The sequence below is a fragment of the Paenibacillus sp. FSL H7-689 genome (genome assembly GCF_000517905.1).
Lineage (GTDB): Bacteria > Bacillota > Bacilli > Paenibacillales > Paenibacillaceae > Paenibacillus > Paenibacillus amylolyticus.
In genome coordinates, this window is the sequence record NZ_ASPU01000059.1 from 18,598 (window position 1) to 42,702 (window position 24,105).

At 45.3% G+C, this 24,105-nt stretch carries 20 protein-coding genes and 1 tRNA gene; 18 read left to right on the forward strand and 3 right to left on the reverse strand.

Annotated features, from left to right (window positions below; genetic code table 11):
• The first annotated feature begins 326 nt into the window (after nt 1-326).
• The 5 genes from C170_RS26785 to C170_RS26805 all read left to right on the forward strand — a co-directional run bounded on the left by C170_RS26785 (nt 327) and on the right by C170_RS26805 (nt 6,894).
• Nucleotides 327-1,928, forward strand: a complete 1,602-nt coding sequence (locus C170_RS26785) for an extracellular solute-binding protein (protein ID WP_036616409.1) — start codon at nt 327-329, stop codon at nt 1,926-1,928.
• Between the two features lie 116 nt (nt 1,929-2,044).
• Nucleotides 2,045-2,944, forward strand: coding sequence for an ABC transporter permease (locus C170_RS26790; RefSeq protein ID WP_036616191.1), 900 nt, complete (start codon nt 2,045-2,047; stop codon nt 2,942-2,944).
• Between the two features lie 70 nt (nt 2,945-3,014).
• Nucleotides 3,015-3,887 carry a carbohydrate ABC transporter permease gene (locus C170_RS26795; RefSeq protein WP_036616194.1) on the forward strand — a complete coding sequence of 291 codons (873 nt, stop codon included), beginning with the start codon at nt 3,015-3,017 and terminating at the stop codon, nt 3,885-3,887.
• Between the two features lie 49 nt (nt 3,888-3,936).
• Complete coding sequence (locus C170_RS26800) at nt 3,937-4,887, forward strand: sugar phosphate isomerase/epimerase family protein (RefSeq protein WP_036616197.1); 951 nt, start codon at nt 3,937-3,939, stop codon at nt 4,885-4,887.
• A 255-nt stretch (nt 4,888-5,142) separates the two neighbouring features.
• On the forward strand, nt 5,143-6,894 hold the full coding sequence (locus C170_RS26805) for a hypothetical protein (protein ID WP_036616200.1): 1,752 nt from the start codon (nt 5,143-5,145) through the stop codon (nt 6,892-6,894).
• Nucleotides 6,895-7,040: 146 nt separating this feature from the next.
• Here C170_RS26805 and C170_RS31085 read toward each other — a convergent pair whose 3' ends face one another.
• Nucleotides 7,041-7,493: a hypothetical protein gene (locus C170_RS31085; protein WP_036616202.1), complete on the reverse strand. Its 453-nt coding sequence runs from the start codon at nt 7,491-7,493 to the stop codon at nt 7,041-7,043.
• Nucleotides 7,494-7,940: 447 nt separating this feature from the next.
• On the opposite strand from C170_RS31085, the gene C170_RS26815 reads away from it, so the two are divergent.
• The 10 genes from C170_RS26815 (at nt 7,941) to C170_RS26860 (ending at nt 19,188) form a co-directional block, all read left to right on the forward strand.
• Nucleotides 7,941-9,674 carry a tetratricopeptide repeat protein gene (locus tag C170_RS26815; RefSeq protein WP_036616205.1) on the forward strand — a complete coding sequence of 578 codons (1,734 nt, stop codon included), beginning with the start codon at nt 7,941-7,943 and terminating at the stop codon, nt 9,672-9,674.
• Nucleotides 9,675-9,845: 171 nt separating this feature from the next.
• Nucleotides 9,846-10,805, forward strand: a complete 960-nt coding sequence (gene trxB / locus C170_RS26820) for a thioredoxin-disulfide reductase (protein WP_036616207.1) — start codon at nt 9,846-9,848, stop codon at nt 10,803-10,805.
• Nucleotides 10,806-10,967: 162 nt separating this feature from the next.
• A complete protein-coding gene (locus C170_RS26825) occupies nt 10,968-11,999 on the forward strand; it encodes an AI-2E family transporter (RefSeq protein ID WP_036616412.1) in 1,032 nt (343 codons plus the stop codon).
• Between the two features lie 447 nt (nt 12,000-12,446).
• Nucleotides 12,447-13,397 carry an ROK family glucokinase gene (locus tag C170_RS26830; protein ID WP_017691252.1) on the forward strand — a complete coding sequence of 317 codons (951 nt, stop codon included), beginning with the start codon at nt 12,447-12,449 and terminating at the stop codon, nt 13,395-13,397.
• Between the two features lie 51 nt (nt 13,398-13,448).
• Nucleotides 13,449-14,348 (forward strand): RNase adapter RapZ, encoded by a 900-nt coding sequence (gene rapZ / locus C170_RS26835; protein WP_017691251.1) that lies wholly within the window; start codon nt 13,449-13,451, stop codon nt 14,346-14,348.
• Between the two features lie 13 nt (nt 14,349-14,361).
• Nucleotides 14,362-15,348 (forward strand): gluconeogenesis factor YvcK family protein, encoded by a 987-nt coding sequence (locus C170_RS26840; protein WP_017691250.1) that lies wholly within the window; start codon nt 14,362-14,364, stop codon nt 15,346-15,348.
• A 6-nt stretch (nt 15,349-15,354) separates the two neighbouring features.
• Nucleotides 15,355-16,293: a DNA-binding protein WhiA gene (gene whiA, locus C170_RS26845; RefSeq protein ID WP_036616210.1), complete on the forward strand. Its 939-nt coding sequence runs from the start codon at nt 15,355-15,357 to the stop codon at nt 16,291-16,293.
• 229 nt (nt 16,294-16,522) lie between these two features.
• Nucleotides 16,523-16,792 carry an HPr family phosphocarrier protein gene (locus C170_RS26850; protein WP_017691248.1) on the forward strand — a complete coding sequence of 90 codons (270 nt, stop codon included), beginning with the start codon at nt 16,523-16,525 and terminating at the stop codon, nt 16,790-16,792.
• Nucleotides 16,793-16,948: 156 nt separating this feature from the next.
• Entirely contained in the window at nt 16,949-17,701 is a 753-nt protein-coding gene (locus C170_RS26855; RefSeq protein WP_051447418.1) for an SIMPL domain-containing protein, read from the forward strand.
• Nucleotides 17,702-18,090: 389 nt separating this feature from the next.
• Nucleotides 18,091-19,188 carry a stalk domain-containing protein gene (locus tag C170_RS26860; RefSeq protein WP_036616213.1) on the forward strand — a complete coding sequence of 366 codons (1,098 nt, stop codon included), beginning with the start codon at nt 18,091-18,093 and terminating at the stop codon, nt 19,186-19,188.
• A 167-nt stretch (nt 19,189-19,355) separates the two neighbouring features.
• Here C170_RS26860 and clpP read toward each other — a convergent pair whose 3' ends face one another.
• Both clpP and C170_RS26870 read right to left on the reverse strand, forming a co-directional pair.
• Nucleotides 19,356-19,952 carry an ATP-dependent Clp endopeptidase proteolytic subunit ClpP gene (gene clpP, locus C170_RS26865; protein WP_017691245.1) on the reverse strand — a complete coding sequence of 199 codons (597 nt, stop codon included), beginning with the start codon at nt 19,950-19,952 and terminating at the stop codon, nt 19,356-19,358.
• 176 nt (nt 19,953-20,128) lie between these two features.
• Nucleotides 20,129-20,203: transfer RNA gene (locus tag C170_RS26870), tRNA-Arg, on the reverse strand.
• A 427-nt stretch (nt 20,204-20,630) separates the two neighbouring features.
• On the opposite strand from C170_RS26870, the gene C170_RS26875 reads away from it, so the two are divergent.
• The 3 genes from C170_RS26875 (at nt 20,631) to C170_RS26885 (ending at nt 24,103) form a co-directional block, all read left to right on the forward strand.
• On the forward strand, nt 20,631-21,656 hold the full coding sequence (locus C170_RS26875) for a sugar-binding transcriptional regulator (protein WP_036616216.1): 1,026 nt from the start codon (nt 20,631-20,633) through the stop codon (nt 21,654-21,656).
• Between the two features lie 106 nt (nt 21,657-21,762).
• Nucleotides 21,763-22,770, forward strand: coding sequence for a type I glyceraldehyde-3-phosphate dehydrogenase (gene gap, locus C170_RS26880; RefSeq protein WP_017691243.1), 1,008 nt, complete (start codon nt 21,763-21,765; stop codon nt 22,768-22,770).
• Between the two features lie 151 nt (nt 22,771-22,921).
• On the forward strand, nt 22,922-24,103 hold the full coding sequence (locus tag C170_RS26885; protein WP_036616219.1) for a phosphoglycerate kinase: 1,182 nt from the start codon (nt 22,922-22,924) through the stop codon (nt 24,101-24,103).
• The last annotated feature ends 2 nt before the right edge of the window (nt 24,104-24,105 follow it).

Genomic DNA, 24,105 nt, shown 5'->3' on the forward strand with positions numbered 1-24,105 from the left:
CTCTTATACTAAATCGGATGCAACTGTTTTCGCAGGATAACAAGCTAATATTCCTGTTTTTTTCCCGTTTACGAATATAGGCAGTGTGTGAAAATGGTTTATCCGACTTGGGACAGGCAGTTCTGATCCTTGAGGCGAAGAGTGCCGTCAAAGCCTAGAGCAGCGCAGCTTTGGGAAAAGAATCAGTCTGCGAAAATAGGCTTAACATATAAACCATAATCCGTTTGTAAGCGCTTCCGAAAGAGGTTTATTGCAGGATGACGGAAAAATGTGAAATACTCTGGGCAAGCTTTAAACATTCACGCAAAGCCAAAGGGGATGACAAAATGAGAAGCAAAGCAACCAAAGGGAGTCTAAAGAAATGGATGGGTTTGGCGCTTACGATGGTAATGGGCGTTTCTTTACTTGCGGGATGCTCATCAGCATCAGAAGAATCAGCTGAAGGCGGAACATCAGGCAATGGCGAGCGCGTTACCTTAAAGGTGGAGATTTTTGACCGTGGTAACAGTCCTTCACCGTACACAATTACGAACAACTATCTATCTAAAATGATTCAGGAGAAGTTCGGTGATCCCAACAATATTGACGTACAGTTTGTACCCGTTCAGCGTTCTGAGGAAGTTACCAAGCTGAACGTCCTGATGGCTAGCAATACGGATGTCCCTGATATTGTCTTTGTTTATGACTCAAGCGTGTTTTATCGGTATGCCCAGCAGGGTGGTTTGACTGATGTTGGAGAGTTGATTGATCAGCACGGTCCGAACCTGAAGAAGTTCCTGGGTGAAGATACTTTGAAGTTTGGGCAAGTGGAAGGACAACAGTTTGCTGTTCCGGGTAAACGTGCTATCACAGGCCGATACAGTTCTTACATCCGTCAGGATTGGCTCGATAAGCTGGGATTGCCAGCGCCGAAGACCACGGATGAATTATATACAACTTTGAAAGCGTTCAAGGATAACGATCCTGGTGGTCTCGGAAGCAAAAACATCCCAATGGGTATGGCTCTTGCACCAGCTCAATTCGAAACGCTCATCTACTCATTCATCAAGCCAGTTAGTGGCGACCTGACCTATGGTCAACGGTATGAATTGCCACTGCATGAAGGATTCAAAGAATCGATGCAGTTCCTGAACAAACTGTACAACGAAGGTCTGATCAGCAAAGACTTCAGTTTGGATGAAGACAAAACGCAGTTAGGGAAAGACATTCAAAACGGTAACGTAGGTTACTGGTCTGAAGATGTGGATGCCATGTTCTACGGAGATGGCACACTGGATAATTTGCATAAAAATGTGAGTGGCAGTGAAGTGTTGCCGGTTGATGTGTACACCAATCCAAATGCAGACAACAAACACATCAAGTCACGCTACGGAACAAATGGTATGTACATTATGATTCCGAAGAGCAGCAAACGTTCTGTCGAAGCGATCAAATATCTCGACTGGATGGCATCTGACAACAATCTGATTGATATCTACAGTGGTGTGGAAGGCGAGAACTATGATTTGGTAGACGGCATTCCAGTAGTGAAAGAGGATGCATCCCAGGAAGCGCAGGATCGTCTGTTTAACGCAGGGGATACAGCCATTATCTCGAACGGTAAAAACATTGGTGATCAAGCGACGAATGAAAAGGCATGGATTATGGGCTTCCCGCAAAATAATCAGGAGATGCTGAAACAATCCATTGATATTGCTAACACCGATACGGTAGGACCAATCATTTTCGACAAACCGATTGAAGCAGAGATGAAGTACAGCACAGCTCTCAAAGACAAATTAAATGTCATTATCGTAAAAACAGCGATGGCTAAGCCAGCAGAATTCGATGCGGTATATGAAAAAGAAATGGCTGATTTCATGTCTCTGGGTGGTACTGAACTGAAAAAAGAACTTGAAGAAGCAGTTCAGGCACTTCCTGCAAATTAAGTAGCTCCACATTTCAATCTCCAAGACAGATACCCATACTACTGCTTAACTAGAAAGGAACGTGTGCCGCCGGACTGGCGGCACAGCCGTTTCCTTGTTGATAGGAGGAAACCGACTTGACCACCACATACTTGAAGAGGTATTGGCAATTATACGCTCTGATTTCACTGCCCATTATCTACTTTTTAATCTTTCGTTATGGACCGATGTACGGTGTACAGATCGCCTTTAAGGACTTTAACCTGTTTCAGGGAATCAGCGGCAGTGAGTGGATCGGTTTTGATGCTTTTCGCGAAGTATTTGGAATGCGGGACTTCTACACGACATTGCGCAACACCTTTATGCTGAATTTTCTTGATCTGGTCGTTTCATTTCCAGCTCCTATTATTCTGGCGATCATGCTTTATGAAGTTCGATTCAAATGGTTCAAAAAAATCTCACAAACGATATTGTACATTCCTCACTTTATCTCATGGGTAATCATCGGGGGAATTGTGTACCAATTGTTCGGTAATCAATCCGGTATGGTTAACGGTGTACTGGAAAGCATGGGCTTAAATTCAATACCATTTTTGACAGAAAAAAATCCATGGCTTGTGACGTATCTCTTCACAGGTGTCTGGCAAAGTGCAGGATGGGGAACCATTCTATATCTGGCCGCATTAACCGGCGTCAACAAGGAATTGTTTGAAGCAGCTGAGATCGATGGAGCATCGCGGCTGAAGAGAATCTGGCATATTACATTGCCAAGTATTAAACCAACCATCGTGACCTTGCTTATTCTCAATCTTGGACATATGGTCAGCATCGGTTTTGATCGGCCTTATATCATTGGTAATACGGCCGTGCGTGAATATTCCGATGTACTCAGTACCTTTGTATACAGAGTTGGTCTTGAATCAGGACAATACACGCTGGCAACTGTCGTCGGACTGTTCCAGGCAGTGGTGGGACTCATATTCGTGCTAGGATCTAACTATATTTCGAAGAAAGCAACCGGTGAAGGTATTTTGTAGGTTGTGGATGAACGGAAGAGACGCCAATCGGCTTGTTTGTATAGACCATCAGTAAAGGAGCTGTGCGCATATGAGTGAACGCACCTCAAACCGGATTTTTGATATCGTTAATATCTCCTTTATCACCTTGTTTGTTATATTCTGCCTGGCTCCATTTCTGCACACGATCGCGATCTCATTCAGTTCTAACCGTGCGATTACGTCAGGCGAAGTGACCATATTCCCGAAAGAATTCAATTGGGATGCGTATATCCAGGTGTTCTCTGATCAGTCGATGATCTATTCACTGGGTTACACGACAGTTCTGACAATTGCTACTACTGTGCTGTGCATGGTGTTCACACTGGCAGCTGCATACCCGTTAACTAAGAAAAAATTGAAAGGGCGCAAGCTCTTCATGTATGTCATCATCATTACGATGTTCTTCAGTGGCGGGATCATTCCCGAGTACTTGCTCATTCGTGACTTGAACTTGCTTAATTCCGTGTGGGCACTGATTCTGCCAGGACTGGTCAGTCCGTTTAACCTGATTATCCTGATTTCCTTCTTCAGAGGTATTCCTGAAAGTCTGGAAGAATCCGCTGAGATTGACGGCAGTTCCCATGTACACACGCTCTTCAAAATTATATTGCCACTATCCATGCCAGTACTGGCTACACTAGCGCTATTCTATGCGGTTGGACGCTGGAATGGATTCCAGGATTCCCTGATGTATATTAATGATCCGAAGCTGTACCCGCTTCAACTGAAGTTATTCCAAATGGTACAGAACAATATGGTCAGCGAGCTTACCCAGATGGAGGGTGCTAACCGTACGCCATTGACTCCCGAGAGTCTCAAGGCCGCAACCGTTATTTTCGCAACCGTTCCGATTCTACTCGTTTATCCGTGGCTGCAAAAGTATTTTGTCAGTGGTGCGATGCTTGGCGCGGTAAAAGGTTGAGTTAAGGCTGATGTAAAAAGTTTAGCCAGAGGGAGGAGAAGGAAAACAGATGCAGCACATAGACAAGGGCGAATACTCATTCTCAACATGTTGGAACATCAGGAAACATCCCATAGGGGAAGATATGATTCGGGAGATTGCGGATCTCGGCTTTCGTCGGGTGGAGCTCAATTATAATGTGACGAAGGAGATGCTCACGACGATTGAGCCCATGATTGAGCGTGGAGAGATCGGAATTTCTAGTGTCCACAACACCTTTCCACATGACCCTGATCCAGACTACGGTACGGATTCCATCTTGCTCGGCTTCGAAGATGAAGTGAAACGCAAGCGGGCGATCGAACTGCTGGTAGAGTCGGCTGAATATGCCCAACGTTATGGGGGAGAAGCTGTTGTTGTACACCCGGGAGAGGTACCTTTTCCTGAGGATATCAGCAAAGACCTTGGAAAGATCTATAACGAGGAAGGTCCGGATTCACCGAAGTATCACAGCAAATGGGCTGAATTGATGGAGCGGCGGGAAGCTCTCAGTTCAGGGTATGTAGAGAAAATTATCGCCAGTCTCGATGAGGTATGCAATCGGGCGGCAGCTAAAGGTCTGGATGTTCGTTTTGGTATCGAGACGAGATCCCGACCACAACAGATTCCTACCCTTTCCGAAGCCAAGACCATCATCACAGCTCTCAAAGGGGCTCCGGTTGGTATCTGGTACGATACCGGTCATGCCATCATGATGGACCGAATGGGCCTTTATGACAGTGTGGGAGAAATGCAAGGCCTGATGGATGATATCGTAGGGGTCCATATCCATGAGACACTTGGTCTCTCGGATCACTGGTGCCCGTATGTACACAGTAAGGATATGAACTTCTATGATGCCTATCTGCCGATGATTCGTCGCGCACAGGTGAAGGTGTATGAGTTGAAGTCTGCCTGTAAGGCAGAAGAGATTCATGAGAGTCATGACTTGCTAATGAAGAAGCTTGGAGTGACAGAGTAGGCGCGGTGAAGTGGGGAACAGTTTGCATGTTCACAGCCTGTGTTCAACGACTGTTTCCTCAGTGACGGAGACACATGAGTATTTAGTAAAACAAGCACAGATTTTCTGGCGACTTTTGTAGAAATATGATATATACTGACGAGAAAAATGAACTCACCTACGGGCGGTATGAGTAGGCTTCCGGTCTGAATTGAAGGCACTGAAGCAACATACTCCGCACATCGGGAGAATGCATTGGTATGGAGGGGACTGCACATGTACAAACAACTGGTGGACAGTAATGACAGAGCGGTAGAAAGAGGCATATCCCGGCAGATGCTTGACCCGGAAAGCCGTTACTATGGAGGGACAATTGATCCCTTCACAGGTGTTGCCTGGGTCAACCATACGACTGGAACGCCCACGGATATGTGTTACTGGGGAGCTGCGCTCTCCAATCCGGACTCTATCTATTACCGGGATGAATCGTTGTTAAATCGACTGCTGTTAGCTACGGAATTTGTACTCCGCTTCCAGCATGAAGACGGTTCAATATCGCCTGGCTGGACCAATTACCATTCCCCTCCAGATACTGCATTTGTCGTTGTGGGGTATTCACAGTTGTATCAGCTTCTTCAGCAGCAAGAATGGGAGCCGCTTCAACCTGTATTGAACAATATGAGGCTGTTTCTGGAACGGACAATCCCAACCATGCTTACGGGAGGTTGTCATACGCCCAATCATCGCTGGGTGCTATGCGCGGCGCTTGGTTTCCTGCATGAAATATTTGATCTGGAGGAAGCTGTGCAGCGCGCAGAGCAGTGGATGGATGAAGGCATGGATATTACACCCGATGGGGAGTGGACAGAACGGAGCAATGGGATATACAGCGCAGTTAGCGACATCATGTTAATTCATGCTGCGCGCCTGCTCAATCGTCCTGAATTGCTGGAACCAGTGAGGCTTAATCTCCGCATGATGGTGTATCTGGTCCATCCAACGGGTGAAATTGTTACGGATTATTCAGGGCGACAGGATCTGGGCAGTGTTCATGATCTGTCACCTTATTATCTGCCTTATGCCATTTTGGCTCGGCTGGACGGTGATCCACTCTTAGCCGGTATGGCAGCCTGGGCTGGAGATACATTGACAGATCCGGGAGTATGTTCGGTGAATACGCTCATTCGATTAATGCTTGAGCCGGAGCTTCAGCAGACGAATGATACACGTGATGCATTACCGGAACAGTATGAGGTCATGCTGAATGAACATTTTGTACGGGGAGAATATCTGGAGCAGATGGACTCAGTAGGGCATCACGGACGGATCTCTCACAGTCGGATGCATACGGATTTTGGTGCTCCAGTAGCCCGAATTCGGGATGGCGCTACAAGTGTGACTGTGATGACAGAAGTTCCTTCTTTCTTCGCTCTTCGTCATGGCAAGGTGCGCCTGCTGGCTGTGCAACTGGCCTCTTACTTTAATCCAGGGTATGTACCTATGCAGCAAATGACGAGGCTGTCCGAAGGCTATCGACTAACTGGTGAGCAGAAAAAAGGTTATTACGGCCCAATCCCTGCGAACCTGCTGCCAGAATCGGCTGCATCAGATATAAGTCCATGGTATTTGTTACCTCATCAGAGTCGTCAGCTTACTCATGAGCAGACATTCCGTGTAGGAGCAGAATTACAGCCAACGGAAAACGGATGGAACATGCATCTATCTGGACAGGAACCGGAGGACATTATGATGCAGTTATCCTTTGTATTCGGAAGCGAAGGTGAGCTGACCTGTGAGGACGCGATTGAAACGAGTGAGGGTCACTATTTGTGGAAAGGCGGTACATTACGCTATACCTGCGGAGAAGACTGGCTGGAGATCACCGGGGGCGAACTGGGTCATCTGGCGGCAACGGTACGTGAGGCAAAACTGCCGGACAAGTGTAAGGTTGTGCTGGTCAATTTCATGACGCCGTTTGATAAAACCCTTCATATTTCACTTTCTCCTTCGATGGCGTCGAAAATCTAGATTTATTAGATATTTAAGCCATAATAGTTAGAAGACCGAGCCCAAATGCTCGGTCTTCTTTTTTTACGAACGACGAATGACTGCAATTAACGTTCTAAAATGATATTCCCACTGTCCAGCTCAGTCCAGTAATGTATGAACTATGATCATTTAAGTTGCTCTAACGCAGTTTCGATTGGTTTAGTGAACAGAGGATCATCTTTGGTTTTGCTCCAGTAAACGATAAGAACATTTCCTTTCTCATATAGAAAAGGGAATGTTGTGAATTGGGCGCTTTCCATGTGTTTATTGAATTCTTTTGTCCCGTTGATGCGACCCTTTTCTGAATTGAAAATATAAAAATGTATAAATTCAGGGCTATATGGTTCTTCTTCCACGGGCACTTCAACGGAGTACACCTCAGGTACAACATCATCTAATTTCAAAGGATACCCGGTTATACCAAAGGACACTAAATCCAGTTCTTGAGACTCGAGCGCGCTCAGTACATCCTCTAATGTGAACTTATTTTCTATGTTTTCTATATCTTTTGAACATCCATTCAAAGCAAACAAGCATATTAAGATGAATATAAGTGGTTTTATCTTTGAGATCCTCAATATAACATCCCCTTAAAATAATAATGATGTGTCTTTATTTTTTATTACATACGCGAAAAAGAGGCTGACGGACAGAGCTAATATACGTTGTTTAATTTTTAATGGAGATAAACCACTAAAAAGGACAATGAGGATAATAATACCATAGACTACACTCGTATTATTATAACCGGACCGAATCCAGTTAAATGCCGCGTAACCGACAAGAATAGACTAATGCAATACTGCAAAGAGAGCCTATGGTAAGTGAGTGTAGGAGTCTCTAGGTAAACATGGTTTTCCTTTGAATAAACAACGCTCCAAGGTGATAGGTTTCCGCAAAATGGAATATCATCTTCTTTTGCATTTTTTTCATAAACGACATGAAACTACATATTGAGAAGTGGGCCTTAAGATGTGGTATACTGAAGAGTATGAATGAAATGCAAAGAGGAGGTGCCTTGGAAGATGAAGGGCAAGCTAGTGCGGGCTGAGGGACACCTTGCCAATATTATACCGATTCACTTGGATGCTTCTTTCTTCTTTGAAAGAGCTGTCCGCTCGCTGGACCGTAATCATGTCGACAAGGCATTAAAATATTTTCGCAAAGCTGTTGAATACGAACCGGAAAATCCGGTAAATCATTGTAATATGGCGGGTATATTATCGGAGAAGGGGGATTACGAAGCCTCCAATGCCATTCTGGCTAACGTGCTGGAAGTGGTAGATCCATCGATGACGGAATGTTATTTTTATATGGCGAACAATTATGCAAATATGGATCGGTTTGAGGAAGCCGAGCAAGCACTTGTTACCTATCTGGAGGAGGACACTCAAGGTCAGTTCATGACGGAAGCCGAAGAGATGATGGAGCTTCTGTATTATGAGCTGGATCGTCCGACTAAACTGAATCGAATCAAATCACGCAAAGGTGTAGTGGAGCACGATCAGGCACGGGAACTGCTGGAAGAAGGAAAATTTGCACAGGCTGCTGAATTGCTCGAAGGCATGTCTTCTGATTATCCTGATTACTTGGCTGCCCGTAACAATCTGGCACTCGCCTACTATTATATGGGTCTGTTTCCCAAAGCAAAAGAGACTATTGCCGAAGTGCTTGAACAGGAACCAGGGAATCTGCATGCACTCTGTAATCTGGCCATTTTCCATCAAAATGAGAACCGGGCTGATCAAGTACTGCTTTTGATCAAAAAATTGCGGGTCATCGTGCCATTCCAGCACGAACAAGTCTACAAACTGGCGACAACGATGGGAATTCTGGGCCAACACGATACGGCTTATGTTCACTTCCGGCGTTTGCTCAAGGACGAAGAGACAGCTGCTGATCCGGCACTTGCTCACTATGCAGCAGTGGCGGCTTATAATACAGAACGTTATGATGCTGCTGAGCGTTTATGGCATCATGTGTCCAAGCTTGATCCGGGTTCCGAAGTATCCCGGTATTATCTGTCAGGTCTTGAGGCTGTAAAACAAGGCGAGCAAGAGCCAGAGAAGCTGAGCTATCACTATCATCTGCCATTTGATGAGCAATTCAGACAGTGGGAGAACTACGGTAGTGGCATACCTGAAGAAATGAAGAATGATCCACTGATTCGCTCATCCTTCTTCTGGGCATTGCGTCATGGTGATCGGGCAACCAAGCTACAGGTTATTCATGCGCTTGGGATGATCGGTGACTATGAGGTGCAACAGGCTCTGCAATCCTTTATTGAAGAGCCTGGAGAAGAAAAGGATCTGCTTGAGGCAGCACAAACTGTACTGAACGGATTGAAATCGGCTGAACATGAGGATCGGAATTCTCAGGTGGTTCGCCCCTTTTCTCCTATAGCCTTGAAGTCTATTGGGAAGGTTCCATCCACATCAGAGCAATCGGACACTGGATCAACTTCCCATTGGCAGGCTGTTGTTGATCGTGCGTTACAGATGTCCGAAGCAAAGGCTGAGTTGCAGCACGAGATGGAACGGCTCTGGACGGATTATGTATCCCGGGTACATCCGGAAGTTCCGGGTACGAAGCAGATTGAGGGTTGGGCTGCAGGACTTGAATATTTGGCAGCGAAGAATCACAGTCGGCCCGTTACCTATCAAAGCATTGCTGAGCGGTATGGGATATCGGCATCAACGGTTAGCAAGTATGCTAAACAGATTCATTCGGTTTGTAACAGCAAGCCACCACTAGTATAGAAAGTTCGCTTCAACTCGTTTTCAGAAAGACATCATCAGGTGAAGGATACAACAACCGGGAAAACGGGTAAACTTAACGAATGGGCTTCGTAAACGCCTGTAGGATATCATCTTGGCAAGTTCATCGCTAGTACAACACATTCTCACCTTAATTAAGGAGGCTGTATCTATATGTCTAAATACAGAACGATTGTGATCGGAACGGGACCTGCGGGTCTGACAGCAGCGATATATCTGGCTCGTGCTAATCTGAAACCACTGGTTATCGAAGGTCTTCAGCCGGGTGGTCAATTGACGACGACAACGGAAGTTGAGAATTTCTCCGGTTTCCCGCAAGGTATCATGGGTCCGGAACTGATGGACAACATGCGTAAGCAAGCTGAACGTTTTGGAGCGGAATTCAAAAACGGTTGGGTGGAAGAGGTTGATTTCAGCAAACCGCCCTTCAAGGTCAAAGTTGGAGGAATCGGTGAACTGGAAGCTGAATCGATCATTATCTCCACAGGTGCTTCCGCTCGTTATCTCGGTATTCCGGGCGAGCAGGAAAATGTGGGACGTGGTGTAAGTACATGCGCGACATGTGACGGTTTCTTCTTCCGTGGCAAAAAAATCGTGGTCGTGGGCGGTGGAGACTCCGCGATGGAGGAAGCGAGTTTCCTGACTCGTTTTGCAACAGACGTGACATTGGTTCACCGCCGGGATGAATTACGTGCATCCAAGATTATGCAGGATCGGGCTCGCAGCAATGAAAAGGTGAAGTGGGCGCTGAACCGTACTCCACTCGAGGTCGTACCAGAAGCTTTGGGTGTCAAAGGGCTGAAAGTGCGCAACAACGAGACGGGGCAGGAAGAGTTGCTTGAAGCAGATGGCGTATTCGTTGCCATTGGTCACACACCGAATACCGGATTCCTGGGTAATGCGATTGCACTGGACGAACATGGCTATGTTGTCGTTAAACCCGGAACAACGGAGACCAATATTCCAGGTGTATTTGCCTGTGGCGATGTTCAAGATACGAAGTATCGTCAAGCTATTACGGCTGCAGGATCAGGATGTATGGCGGCAATGGATTGTGAGAAGTTCCTTGAAGGAAGCATTGTCCATGATTGGAGCGAAACGTTGGATAAATAAGCATTACATGCGTGAGGTTAGGCATATGCTGGGAATAAGAGACAACGGGAAGTCTCATGAAATGAGAGAAGCCGGAAGGCTTCTCTTTTTTTGAAACTACAGTGGGCATGAGATCGTATACATATAGGGCATATTAGCTGTGAGGTGAAGATTTTGGGGGAAATGATAAAAGATTGGTTACAGAATGCGACAGTGAGACGATTTTTAATCCTGCTCTTGTTCTGTTTAATTTTGTTCAGTATGGGGAGTATGCTGCACATGATTCTGCTGTTGTTCCTGGTGACGTATGTCATGAACAGGTTACAGCATTTCATTACAGGTGGTTTAAATCGGTTGTTTCCAATCAATTATAAAGTTGTAGTCATCCTACTCTATATGATTGTGATTGCAGTCATTGTGCTTGGCATTTCCAGATATTCACCACGGATCGTGGATCAGGTCGTCCAGTTGACAAACGAGATTATGAAATTTCTGGATAGTGCAGACGGTGATAATTTTGCGTCCAAAATTGCGGGTTATCTTCAATCCTTCGATATTAAAAATTACACCAATGATGCATTGAAATATATTTTCGCTTTGAGCAAATGGCTGGAGTTTATTCTGCTCGTCATCATTCTGAGTCTGTTCTTCTTGTTGCAGAAGCAGGAGATATCCAAGTTCACGTCCAAGTTCAAAACAAGTAAAATTGGATGGTTCTACAATGAAGTTGCTTATCTGGGAGACAAGTTCGTATCTTCTTTTGGTAAAGTCATTGAGGCACAGCTTCTTATTGCGGTGTTTAATACGGTACTGACGATACTGGGCTTATGGATTCTGGGTTTCCCGTATCTGTTCGCTCTGACCATTCTGGTGTTCATGCTCAGTCTGGTTCCCGTTGCGGGGGTTATCATCTCACTTGTACCGCTCTGTCTGATTGGGTATCAGATGGGTGGACTGAAATTAAGCATTATTGTGATCATCATGATTATTGTTATTCATGCTTTGGAGACGTACTTCCTGAATCCAAAACTGATGGCACACAAGACCAAATTGCCAATGTTCTACACCTTTATCGTACTAATTCTGTCGCAACACTTTCTGGGGATCTGGGGACTGATCATTGGTATTCCGATCTTTGTCTTCCTGCTCGATATTCTGGATGTGAACAAGATGGAGAAGACGGAAGAGCCGGTACGTGTGGAAACGAAGTTATAACGTAGAAAAATCAACTGAGTCAGCCCAATTTCTACAATTTTAGATTTTCATAAAAGTAAGGGAGCCTTCCTGTGGATGGAAGGCTCTTTTTTTGTTGGCAATACCGTCATTAGATAGCTTTCTGCGTAAAAATGACAGGTGGCGGGGTGCATAAGATGAGTCACCTATATGAGGGGACGATGTTGATCTTTTATGAATGGAACGAGTGAAGATGCAATATCATGAGTTGAGGCTTCCTCTGTTATGGGGAGGAAGGAATAAAGCGTGCGTTTATAAATGAAGGTAATGAGGATGTATACGTATTCAAAAACGGTGCGTGATGTGGTTCACAACCCCGGCGGAGCAGGAGGTACTAGAGGTCTTCTCGTCTTGACCCAGGCGTATCCTTCAATTATAGTTGGTACGTAGGACTTAAACTATTTTAGATAGATAAAGGTGGCTTGCAGCATGTCTGAGAAAATCTACGTTGGGGTCGATCTCGGCGGAACAGCAATCAAGGTCGGTATATGCGATGAACAAGGTCAGCTAATGCATACGTATGAAGGACCGACTGAAGTGGATAAGGGCGTAGACACGGTCATCGCCAACATCGAGAAGTATGTCCGACATATCGTAGCCGAATCACCGTACAGTTGGGAACAGCTTGAGGGTGTAGGTGCTGGAGTGGCCGGTTTCACGAATGTACGCGAGGGAATTATCGTTCATGCCCCTAACATCGGATTTCGGAATGTGGCCATTCGTTCGATTCTGGAAGAACGTCTGGGCAAGCCAATCAAAATAGATAACGATGCAAACGTGGCTGCACTGGGTGAAGTCTGGGCAGGTGCGGGTAAAGGCGTAGACAACTGCGTATGTTATACACTCGGTACGGGTGTTGGCGGAGGCTTGATCCTGAATGGTAACATTTATCAGGGTTTCTCCGGTATGGCGGGAGAACTGGGTCATATCAGTGTTGTACCTGATCTGGAAGCCATCAAATGCGGTTGTGGTAAAATGGGATGTGTAGAAACAGTATCGTCTGCAACGGGTATTATCCGTATGGCAAAGGATGCCGTAGAGCGCGGGGATCATACGTCACTGGCACTCGTCGACAAGATTGCAGCCAAAGAAGTATTTGATGCTGCCAAGGCAGGCGATGAAGTGGCACAGCGCATTGTGAATCGTGCGGCCTTTTACCTGGGCAAGTCCATGGCTACTGTAGCAGCTGTCATTAACCCGGAGATGTTCATCATCGGTGGCGGCGTATCCAAAGCGGGCAATTTCTTGTTTGATGAAATCCGTACTGTGTTTGCTAAGCTGACGCCAGAACCGTTGCAAGATGGGGTTCAGATTCTGGAAGCTACACTTGGTAATAATGCAGGTATTGTGGGTGCAGCAGGTCTTCTCTTGCGTTCCTAGTATCCTCGTAACAATATATGAAGACAGCAATATGATAAGGAGGGGACATTTATGCTTGAAGGTGAAGGATCACCAGGCACAGGCGCCACGCTCATTATCATTACGGGCATGTCCGGAGCAGGTAAAACCATTGCAGTACAAAGCCTGGAGGATCTGGGTTTCTTCTGTGTGGATAATCTGCCGCCGGTATTGATTCCAAAATTTGCGGAACTAATTGAACAGTCAAACGGCAAGATTGGTAAGGTTGCATTGGTTATCGATCTGCGCGGGCGTGAATTCTTTACGGCTCTGTCCGAGTCTTTGAACTATATTAAAGATCATTTTACCATTCATTGCGAGATTTTATTCCTGGATGCTACAGATTCTGTACTTGTTCAGCGTTACAAAGAAAGCAGGCGCAGACATCCTCTGGCTCCTGAGGGCATGCCGCTGGATGGCATCCGACTGGAACGCAAGATGTTGGAGGAACTCAAAAACTCTGCGACTCAGGTACTGAATACAAGTACAATGAAGCCTGCTCAACTGAAAGAACGTATCATATCCCGTTTTTCTCATCTCGAGAGCCAAATGCTGTCGGTGAATATTACATCGTTTGGATTCAAGTATGGGATTCCGATTGATGCTGATCTGGTGTTTGATGTACGTTTTTTACCGAATCCACATTATATTGATCATTTGCGACCGAATACGGGACAGAATAGTGATGTGTACGAATATGTTATGAAGTGGCCAGAGACACAGGCGTTTCTGACCAAGCTGCTGGATATGCTGCATTTCCTGATTCCGCAATACCGGAAGGAAGGCAAAAGCCAGGTTATTATTGGAATCGGCTGTACCGGAGGCAAGCATCGTTCGGTAGCAATATCGGAATATTTGGGCAAGATGTTGGGAAGCAGCGAGACAGAAGCTGTTACCGTGAGCCATCGCGACGCTGACCGGGACCGTCATTGAAGAGGGTGAAGGGATGAAAGAGGCCGGACCACGAAGAGAACGTCCGAGAATAGTTGTAATGGGCGGCGGAACCGGATTATCCGTGATGCTGCGCGGTTTGAAAGAGAAGCCGCTGGATATCACGGCCATCGTCACAGTTGCAGATGACGGTGGAAGTTCAGGCATCCTGCGCAATGAGCTACAGATGCCGCCTCCGGGCGACATTCGCAACGTGCTTACGGCACTGGCTGATGTAGAACCATTGCTTTCAGATATGTTGAAGTACCGTTTCAATACAGGCGCGGGGCTTGCAGGCCACAGCTTGGGAAATTTGATTTTGGCTGCAATGACGGATATTTCGGGCGACTTTGTGACCGCAGTGCGGGAGCTTAGCCGCGTGTTTGCCGTTCGAGGTGAGGTATTGCCAGCCGCAGGCCAGGCCGTTGTGTTGCATGCCGAGATGGAAGATGGGACAATTATTACAGGTGAGTCCAAAATCCCTGAGGCGGGTGGACGCATCAAACGTGTTTTCCTTGAACCGGATCACGTGGAGCCGTTGCCAGAGGCAGTAGAGGCCATTCGTCAAGCTGATGCTATTCTGATCGGGCCAGGCAGCCTCTATACAAGCATCCTTCCCAATTTACTCGTACCTAAGCTTGCAGAAGCTGTGGTAGAGGCTGATGCGGTGAAGATGTTTATCTGTAATGTGATGACACAGCCGGGAGAAACAGATAACTATACGGTAAGTGACCACCTTAAGGCGGTACACGAGCATATAGGTCATCAGCTCTTCGACTATGTTATCGTAAATAATGGTGATATTCCGCTGCAAGTGCAAAATAAGTATGCGGAAAAAGGAGCAAAACCGGTTGTACTGGATATGAATGTACTCGAAAGTGCCGGTTATCAGGTGGTTGCAGATACCCTTGTTCTGTTCAAAACCTATCTGCGTCATGATGCTGACAAGTTAAGTCATCACATCTACCAACTGGTACAAAATTGGATGTTACGGAAGAGGTGAAGTCCCATGTCGTTTGCAGCACAGACCAAAAAAGAATTAACCATGATCGAGAGCGAACCGTGCTGCGAAAAGGCGGAACTTTCAGCCCTCATCCGTATGCTTGGTGCAGTGCAGTTATCGAATAAAAAAGTGATCTTGGATATTTCGACGGAGAATGCCGCGATTGCAAGACGGGCATACTCTCTGCTTAAAAAGCATTTTCAAGTGCATACGGAATTACTGGTCCGCAAAAAAATGCGGCTGAAAAAGAACAATGTATATATTGTTCGTATTCCAACCATGGTACAGGAGATTCTCAATAGTCTTCATATTGTATCTGAGGGCTTTCTCTTTACCCCAGGGATCAGTACGGAATTGTTTCAACAAAACTGTTGTAAACGGGCCTATCTTCGCGGTGCATTTCTGGCCGGTGGATCGGTTAATAATCCGGAAGGTTCCTCGTACCATCTGGAGATTGCGTCCATGTATGAAGAGCACTGTCAGGCACTGGTTGACCTGGCCAATGAATTTCATCTGAATGCCCGGTGTATAGAACGGAAAAAAGGATTCATCCTATACATTAAGGAAGGCGAGAAAATCATTGAGCTGCTCAGCATCATTGGTGCTCATCAGGCCTTGTTCAAGTTTGAAGACGTACGGATTATGCGCGACATGCGTAACTCCGTTAATCGGATTGTCAATTGTGAGACCGCCAACCTGAATAAGACCATCGGAGCGGCGGTGAGGCAAATCGATAATATCCGGTTGTTACAAAAGGAAGTTGGTCTGGAATCTTTGCCTGAGAAGCTTCGCGAAGTGGCGGAAGTTCGACTCGCTCATCCGGATATCAACTTGAAGGAAGTTGGCGAGCTCCTTAAAGGTACAGTCAGCAAGTCGGGAGTGAACCATCGGCTTCGTAAAATTGATGAGCTGGCTGAGAAAGTACGCACAGAACGTTATGGTTAAGACGGAGTAGGGTAAAGTAACAAGGTCGGGAAAGTCAGCCGTTAAGGATCTGGGAGACTCACTTAGGTCATTGGATGCGCTGTGCAAAAGATGAAATTAGGGCAAGATAATGTCCTCCAAAGCACCCTGAGTTTTTTCTTCTAGTGTCCTGCACGGGTTAATGGTATAATGTTGTATAAATATAATTGTGTATTTAATGTCCAGATTTCATAATAGGGGGTAAGTTTCCATGACAAAGCACCCGGTAGTTGTCCGTTTGAAAACGGGTCTCCATGCCAGACCTGCGGCACTGTTCGTTCAAGAAGCGAATAAGTACTCGTCTGAAGTGTTCGTCGAGAAGGACGACAAAAAAGTTAATGCAAAAAGTATCATGGGGATCATGAGCCTTGCAATTAGCACAGGTACGGAAATCCAGATTAGTGCAGAAGGCGCGGATGCCGAACAGGCTGTAAACGCTTTAGTTAGTCTGGTAAGCAAGGAAGAGCTCGAAAACCAATAAGATATGATCAATCTAATGAAGAAGTCCCGAAAGGGGCTTTTTTGTGTTTTTCACGTTTATGCTATCGTCAAGTGCAACATTATGGAATTTGTCCCGTCTGTTAAGGTATCAAATCGTTTAAAGTTTGAGATGTTAACACATAAGGAGGCTATCGTGATGGGTAAACAATGGATGAAACCGTTTGGTGCGGTGCTGGTGGCAAGTACGTTGCTTATTGGAGGAACAGCATGGGTTGCACCAGGTAACTATGCTTACGCTGCAGAGGTTCAGGGTGTACAACAGAATGTGATTAATGTTGTGGGTAAAGGTGAGATTCAGGTGAAGCCTGATATCGCTTATCTGTCCATTGGTGTGAACAGTACTGCAGAGACAGCTGCATCTGCTCAAAAAGCGAATGCTGCCAAAGTTCAAAAGGTATCCAACTTGCTGAAGAATACGTGGAAGATCAGTGCAGACGACATTCAAACGAGTCAGTTCTCTGTACAACCCAACTATACGTATAGCGAAAAAGACGGACAACAAATTAAAGGATATACAGCGCATCATACGCTGACAGTCACATATCGTCAGATGGATAAGATTGGCGAGTTGCTCGATGCTGCTTCGGGTGCGGGTGCCAACAATATTGAAAACGTGCGCTTTACTGTAGAAAATCCGGAAAGTTATGAGTCCCAAGTGATTGAAAAAGCTGTTGCCAATGCAGATGTGAAAGCGGGCGCCATTGCAAAAGCAGTTAAACGTCAACTGGGTGCTGTTCTTTCCGTGAGCCAAGGTGATGCCAATGTGCCTGTATTCTATGCAAGCGAGGCGTTGATGTCCAAAGCACAAGATACAGCAGGTGGCACTGAGATTGAAACAGGCCAGGTTAAAGTAAGCACAATCCTGAATATCACGTATGAAATGAAATAAACAAGAGTGAACTAAGGATTGTAAGCTCAAGTAACCTTTATAAGTGTCATTTGAAGGGTACAACGAAATAATGACAAAGACTTTGTCCTGTGGACAGAGTCTTTTTTTGTTGGAAAAGCAAACTTTGATGAAGTTAGATAGGAGGGAACTTTATTCGAAGCAACATGAAATGTTGTATATTGGTATCTTTTTTGTATAGTTGTTCGTGACAAAAAGGTCATATCCCCATATATTTTCCTACTGATATTCATCAACATTGTAACTCGAGCTGTAAACCTTTCCGAAATCGGGTTAATTATAATAGAGAGGTGAGCGTATGAGATATGCGATCAGGTCAGGATTACATACGCAATGATCCCTAATTGTGAATTCGGAGAGGAGTTTTATATATGACATCATGGAAAAAATGGACAAGTGCATTGCTCGCAGCAGGAATTATTGTAGGTAGCGGTTCGGTGTGGCAGGACAGTTCGGTTCAGGCGGCATCGGTATCCTCGAAAGTGACAACCACAGCTGAGGTGACCCTGAAGTCGGGTGGAAAAACACTGACTCAAAAAGGACTTCTTCAAGGTGGTTCAACTTGGGTATCTCTTACGGCAGTTAAAGATGTGGCAGGTGGAACGCTGAAATATGATGCGAAAACCAAAGAGTACGCTTTGACAGCAGCCAATAACACAATGACGATCAGCCTATTGGATGGCGAGCCGAGTGTTCGAATTAACAACTATTATCCTCAAGTGGACGCAAAGCTGATCAACGGCAGATTATATATCCCATTCTCGGCAATGAGAGATTATCTGGGTGTACAGGGGAATTGGGATAGCAAAACCAAAACGTTGACACTCAGCAAAGTGAAACAAAATAACGTTAAAATTAAAGCGGCAACAGTTAATGTTACTGTAAAAAATGCTGAAGTAGATGTTCAATATCCGCAAGTGAGTGGACTTGCCAGCAAAGAAGCTGAAGCGGCGATCAACAAAGTGTTGAAAGACGAAGTGGATGCGTATGTAGCTGACTTCAAGAAACAGACATCTGAATTCGGCGGTGCAACAGCCAACCGTCCATATGCATTTGAGAGCTCCTATGTAGTGACGTACAACGAAAAAGGCGTGCTGGGACTCATTACACAACGATACGAAGATTATGCTGGCGCTCATGGTATGACGTACCGTACGGGCCACACCTTTGCACTGGACACAGGTAAGGAGCTTACGTTAGATGATGTGCTGCAAAATAACAAAACCATGCGCGAGACGTTGAGTAAAAAAGTGGGTGAACAACTGAAAGCCCGCGGTGGATACCTCGACGGTTATAAAGGGTTAAATAAAGATCAAGATTTCTATGTGACACCAACGGGTGTAGTTGTGTTCTTCCAGTTGTATGAGTATACGGCGTACGCAGAGGGATTCCCTGAAATGCCATTTACGTACAAAGAGCTTCTCCCTAAAGGCACGGAACCTTTCAATAATGTAAATGGAACCAAATAAAGAATCATTATTATGCACTCTTAAGTTTTCTTCCTTATAAAATGAAAAAAGAAGCCCCCATCATAATTATGATGAGGGCTTCTTCTCGTATAGACAACACAATTATATGTTGCTGATTACGTTAGGTGTTGATTATGTTAACGCATAGACCGTGGTCTACGTCACACTTAGATGCCTTGTGATCCTACGTTTTCGATGACTTTATCAATGATACCGTAATCGGCGGCTTCAGCAGCACTCATGAAGTAGTCACGATCTGTATCTTTCTCAATCCGCTCCAGCGGTTGACCTGAACGCTCAGAGATGATGCGGTTCAACGTATCACGCATTTTCAGGATGCGACGAGCACGGATTTCGATGTCAGAAGCCTGACCTTGTGCACCACCAAGTGGTTGGTGAATCATAATTTCACTGTTTGGTAATGCAAAACGTTTACCTTTTGCACCGGCATTCAGCAAGAATGCACCCATGGAAGCCGCCATACCTACACAGATGGTAGATACATCCGGTTTGATGAATTGCATTGTATCGTAAATGGCCATACCGGCTGTAATCGATCCGCCTGGGCTGTTGATGTATAAGTGAATGTCTTTCTCCGGATCTTCCGCAGCCAGGAACAACATCTGTGCCATAATGGCATTAGCCACTACGTCATTAACATCGCTACCAAGGAAAATAATACGATCCTTCAGCAATCTGGAGTAGATGTCGTAGGCGCGCTCACCCCGGTTGCTCTGTTCAACGACCATTGGAATAAAACTCACGTGAAAAACCTCCTTGGAATGTAAATGTTATTGGTGTTTATACTTAAACTGTTACCGTATTACCCACATAATAAACAATTCCAAACAAAAAGTCAAAGAAAGTCAAACTAACTTGCAAAAAAAAGAAACCTTTCCGGTTTCATTGGTTAAATGGGTTATGAGCTGTTAAATAAAAATGGCGCGCCCGCCAAGAATCGAACTTGGATCTCAGGCTTCGGAGGCCTACGTCATATCCATTGGACCACGGGCGCACATTATGTGACAGCAATAATGATTATAGCTCATGGAATATTTAATTGCAAGCAGTTCGTTATGTATGTTGGTTTGGATTGAGCTAAAAATGATCATGATGAAGAAGAGTGGATAAAGAGTGCATTTAAGTAAATGCTATTAGAGGTTTTGGACATGCCGTATGAAATGTGATTCTGAGCGATATGTAGATTGAATTCATTTGTTTCTTCTATATATGGTATGCGTGAGCTAGTCCTTGATCATGGAAGTCTAGGATTGTGAAAATAGGCGCGTACAAACGCTGAATGCGTGTCGAAATAACACGTTGAAACACTTGCATGTCACGTCAGTTTTAGGTAGAATAGACGTGGGACTTAAAAAGTTAACCCGGGACGTTTTAGGGCCATGAAAGAGAGCTTAGAACGAGAACTTGCGGGAGTGGAAAGCATGCGAACGATTTTAGAAGTACAAAAGCAGCTTCTGCCTGATCTCATGGATATCTTGAAAAAGAGGTATACGATTCTACAACAGATCATGTTATCGGATGTGATCGGACGGAGAACGTTAGCTAATTCCATGCAGATGACCGAGCGGGTTCTGAGGGCTGAGACCGATCTGTTAAAGGCTCAGGGACTTATTGAAATTGACAGTGCAGGAATGAAGATCAGCGAGGCAGGGTATGATTTGCTGCAGCAGTTAGAGCCCGTAGCCAAAGAGTTGTTCGGATTATCCGAGCTGGAAGAGCGCATCAAGCAAGCCTACGGTCTGCAAAAGGTAGTTGTGGTTCCTGGCGATTCGGACGTTTCTCCATTTGCCAAAAGGGAACTGGGCAGAGCCGGAGCGAAGGCTCTCGGCAATATCATGAGTGACAACGACGTTGTCGCCGTTACTGGTGGTTCAACAACGGCCGAAGTCGCAGAACAACTAAATCCGCCAACATCGCTCAAAGGTGTCTGGTTCGTACCAGCACGCGGTGGACTTGGAGAAAGCCTTGAAATTCAGGCTAATACGATCGCATCCACAATGGCAAAACGGGTAGGGGCGCAATACAAACTCCTGCATGTACCGGATTTGCTCAGTGATCATGCCTATGAATCATTAATCCAGGACCCTAGTGTTCAGGAGATTCTGCAGCTGATCAGGCAATCACGGATTGTTATTCATGGAATTGGTGATGCCGTAGAGATGGCCAAAAGACGCAAACTTGCGACGGAGATTATAGATGAACTTCAGGAGCAAGGGGCCGTATCTGAATCTTTCGGTTATTACTTTAATGATCAGGGTAAGGTGGTACATACCATGCTTACACTGGGTATGCGACTTCAGGATATTGAACGAACCGATGTTGTGATTGGAATTGCAGGTGGCAAAAGCAAAGCTGCTGCTATACATTCCGTGTTACGATTTGGTCAGGAAGATATTCTGATTATTGATGAGGCTGCTGCCGAAGTCATCGTTGCTGAAATGGAATAAGGTTTTACTTTGTATCACAACTATTGTTGTCTTGACGGACTTCACCGTCTGTCTTGAATATATAAGTTTCATAAAAAATTAATCAAAACTTGGGAGGAACTTACTCATGATTAAAGTAGGTATTAACGGTTTTGGACGTATTGGACGCTTGGCATTCCGCCGTATTCAAAATGTAGCAGGCATCGAGGTAGTAGCAATCAACGACTTGACTGACGCTAAAATGCTCGCTCATTTGCTCAAATATGATACAACTCAAGGTCGCTTCGATGGCGATGTTGAAGTACACGATGGCTTCTTCAAAGTGAACGGCAAAGAAGTTAAAGTATTGGCTAACCGTAACCCAGAAGAACTTCCTTGGGGCGACCTGGGCGTAGATATCGTTCTGGAATGTACTGGTTTCTTCACAACTAAAGAAGCAGCTGAGAAACACTTGAAAGGTGGAGCTAAGAAAGTTGTTATCTCCGCACCAGCTACTGGCGACATGAAAACCATCGTTTACAACGTAAACCATGAAATCCTCGACGGTACTGAAACTGTAATCTCCGGCGCATCTTGCACAACAAACTGCCTGGCACCTATGGCAAAAACACTGCAAGACAAATTCGGAATCGTTCAAGGTTTGATGACTACAATTCACGCTTACACTGGCGACCAAAACACGTTGGATGCTCCACACCCTAAAGGTGACTTCCGTCGTGCTCGCGCAGCAGCTGAAAACATCATCCCTAACACAACTGGTGCTGCTAAAGCAATCGGTCTGGTAATCCCAGAACTGCAAGGCATCCTTGATGGTGCAGCTCAACGTGTACCAGTAGCTACTGGTTCCCTGACTGAGCTCGTAACTGTTCTGAACAAAAAAGTAACTGCTGAAGAAGTTAACGCAGCTATGCAAGAAGCTTCCGATCCAGAAACTTTCGGATACACAGAAGACGAAATCGTATCTTCCGATATCCAAGGAATCACTTTCGGTTCCCTGTTTGATGCAACTCAAACTAAAGTTCTGACTGTTGGCGACCAACAATTGGTTAAAACTGTAGCTTGGTATGACAATGAAATGTCCTACACTGCACAATTGGTTCGCACTTTGGAGCACTTTGCAAAAATGATTAAGTAATATCTGTAATAACATAGAGCGGAAACAGATGCTATATTGTTTCCGCTCTTTATATATCTACATTTTGCAAATTTCTCAAAAACACCAGGATTTACGAGGGATTTTAGCTCTTGATTGGTCCACCAAATACATGGGTGCGGAGGAAATACAGATGAACAAAAAAAGTGTACGCGATATCGAATTGACAGGAAAACGGGCTTTTGTCCGTGTAGATTTCAATGTGCCGCTCGAAGATGGTAAAATTACAGATGACAAACGTATTCGTGCAACGCTTCCTACAATCAACTTCTTGATTGAAAAAGGCGCTAAAGTCATTTTGGCAAGCCACATGGGTCGTCCTAACGGCGAAGTGGTTGAATCCTTGCGTTTGACTCCAGCAGCTGAGCGTTTGTCTGAATTGCTTGGTAAAACAGTTGTTAAAGCTGACGGTTCTGTTGGTGACGCTGTTAAAGCTCAAATCGCTGAACTGAACAACGGCGACGTATTGTTGCTTGAAAACGTTCGTTTCCACGCAGGCGAAGAGAAAAACGATCCGGAACTGGCAAAACAATTTGCTGAACTGGCTGACGTTTTCGTTAACGATGCGTTTGGCGCGGCTCACAGAGCACACGCTTCGACTGAAGGAATCGCTCACTTGCTTCCAGCAGTGTCCGGTTTGTTGATGGAGAAAGAACTTGAAGTGTTGGGTAAAGCAATCTCCAACCCTGAGCGTCCTTTCACAGCTATTATTGGTGGATCCAAAGTTAAGGACAAAATCGATGTAATCGACAACCTGCTGAACATTGCAGACAACGTAATCATCGGTGGCGGTCTGACTTACACGTTCTTCAAAGCACAAGGACATGAAATTGGACAATCCTTGCTGGATGACTCCAAACTTGATGTTGCTCTTGGTTTTATCGAAAAAGCGAAAAAATTGGGCAAAAACTTCTACCTGCCGGTAGATATCGTAGTGTCTGACGATTTCAGTGCGAAAGCAAACACACAAATCGTTGACATCGATGGTATCCCAGCAGATTGGGAGGGTATCGACATCGGTCCTAAAACACGTGAGATCTATGCTGATGTAATCAAAAACTCCAAATTGGTTGTGTGGAACGGACCAATGGGCGTATTTGAAATCGAGCCATTCTCCCACGGTACTCGTGCAGTAGCGGAAGCTTGCGCTGAGACAGAAGCTTACACTGTAATTGGTGGCGGTGACTCCGCAGCAGCAGCTGAGAAGTTCAAATTGGCTGACAAGATGAACCACATCTCTACAGGTGGCGGTGCATCGCTCGAGTTCATGGAAGGTAAAGTACTTCCAGGCGTAGTGGCATTGAACGACAAGTAAGT

Bases quoted from the DNA above. Each gene is read 5' to 3' on its own strand.
- trxB (WP_036616207.1), top strand. From the start codon at position 9,846: ATGTCTAAATACAGAACGATTGTGATCGGAACGGGACCTGCGGGTCTG.
- gap (WP_017691243.1), top strand. From the start codon at position 21,763: ATGATTAAAGTAGGTATTAACGGTTTTGGACGTATTGGACGCTTGGCA.
- C170_RS26830 (WP_017691252.1), top strand. From the start codon at position 12,447: ATGTCTGAGAAAATCTACGTTGGGGTCGATCTCGGCGGAACAGCAATC.
- C170_RS26785 (WP_036616409.1), top strand. From the start codon at position 327: ATGAGAAGCAAAGCAACCAAAGGGAGTCTAAAGAAATGGATGGGTTTG.
- C170_RS26840 (WP_017691250.1), top strand. From the start codon at position 14,362: ATGAAAGAGGCCGGACCACGAAGAGAACGTCCGAGAATAGTTGTAATG.
- C170_RS26885 (WP_036616219.1), top strand. From the start codon at position 22,922: ATGAACAAAAAAAGTGTACGCGATATCGAATTGACAGGAAAACGGGCT.
- C170_RS26805 (WP_036616200.1), top strand. From the start codon at position 5,143: ATGTACAAACAACTGGTGGACAGTAATGACAGAGCGGTAGAAAGAGGC.
- C170_RS26855 (WP_051447418.1), top strand. From the start codon at position 16,949: ATGGGTAAACAATGGATGAAACCGTTTGGTGCGGTGCTGGTGGCAAGT.
- C170_RS26815 (WP_036616205.1), top strand. From the start codon at position 7,941: ATGAAGGGCAAGCTAGTGCGGGCTGAGGGACACCTTGCCAATATTATA.
- whiA (WP_036616210.1), top strand. From the start codon at position 15,355: ATGTCGTTTGCAGCACAGACCAAAAAAGAATTAACCATGATCGAGAGC.
- C170_RS26825 (WP_036616412.1), top strand. From the start codon at position 10,968: ATGATAAAAGATTGGTTACAGAATGCGACAGTGAGACGATTTTTAATC.
- C170_RS26860 (WP_036616213.1), top strand. From the start codon at position 18,091: ATGACATCATGGAAAAAATGGACAAGTGCATTGCTCGCAGCAGGAATT.
- C170_RS26795 (WP_036616194.1), top strand. From the start codon at position 3,015: ATGAGTGAACGCACCTCAAACCGGATTTTTGATATCGTTAATATCTCC.
- C170_RS26800 (WP_036616197.1), top strand. From the start codon at position 3,937: ATGCAGCACATAGACAAGGGCGAATACTCATTCTCAACATGTTGGAAC.
- rapZ (WP_017691251.1), top strand. From the start codon at position 13,449: ATGCTTGAAGGTGAAGGATCACCAGGCACAGGCGCCACGCTCATTATC.
- C170_RS26875 (WP_036616216.1), top strand. From the start codon at position 20,631: ATGCGAACGATTTTAGAAGTACAAAAGCAGCTTCTGCCTGATCTCATG.
- C170_RS26850 (WP_017691248.1), top strand. From the start codon at position 16,523: ATGACAAAGCACCCGGTAGTTGTCCGTTTGAAAACGGGTCTCCATGCC.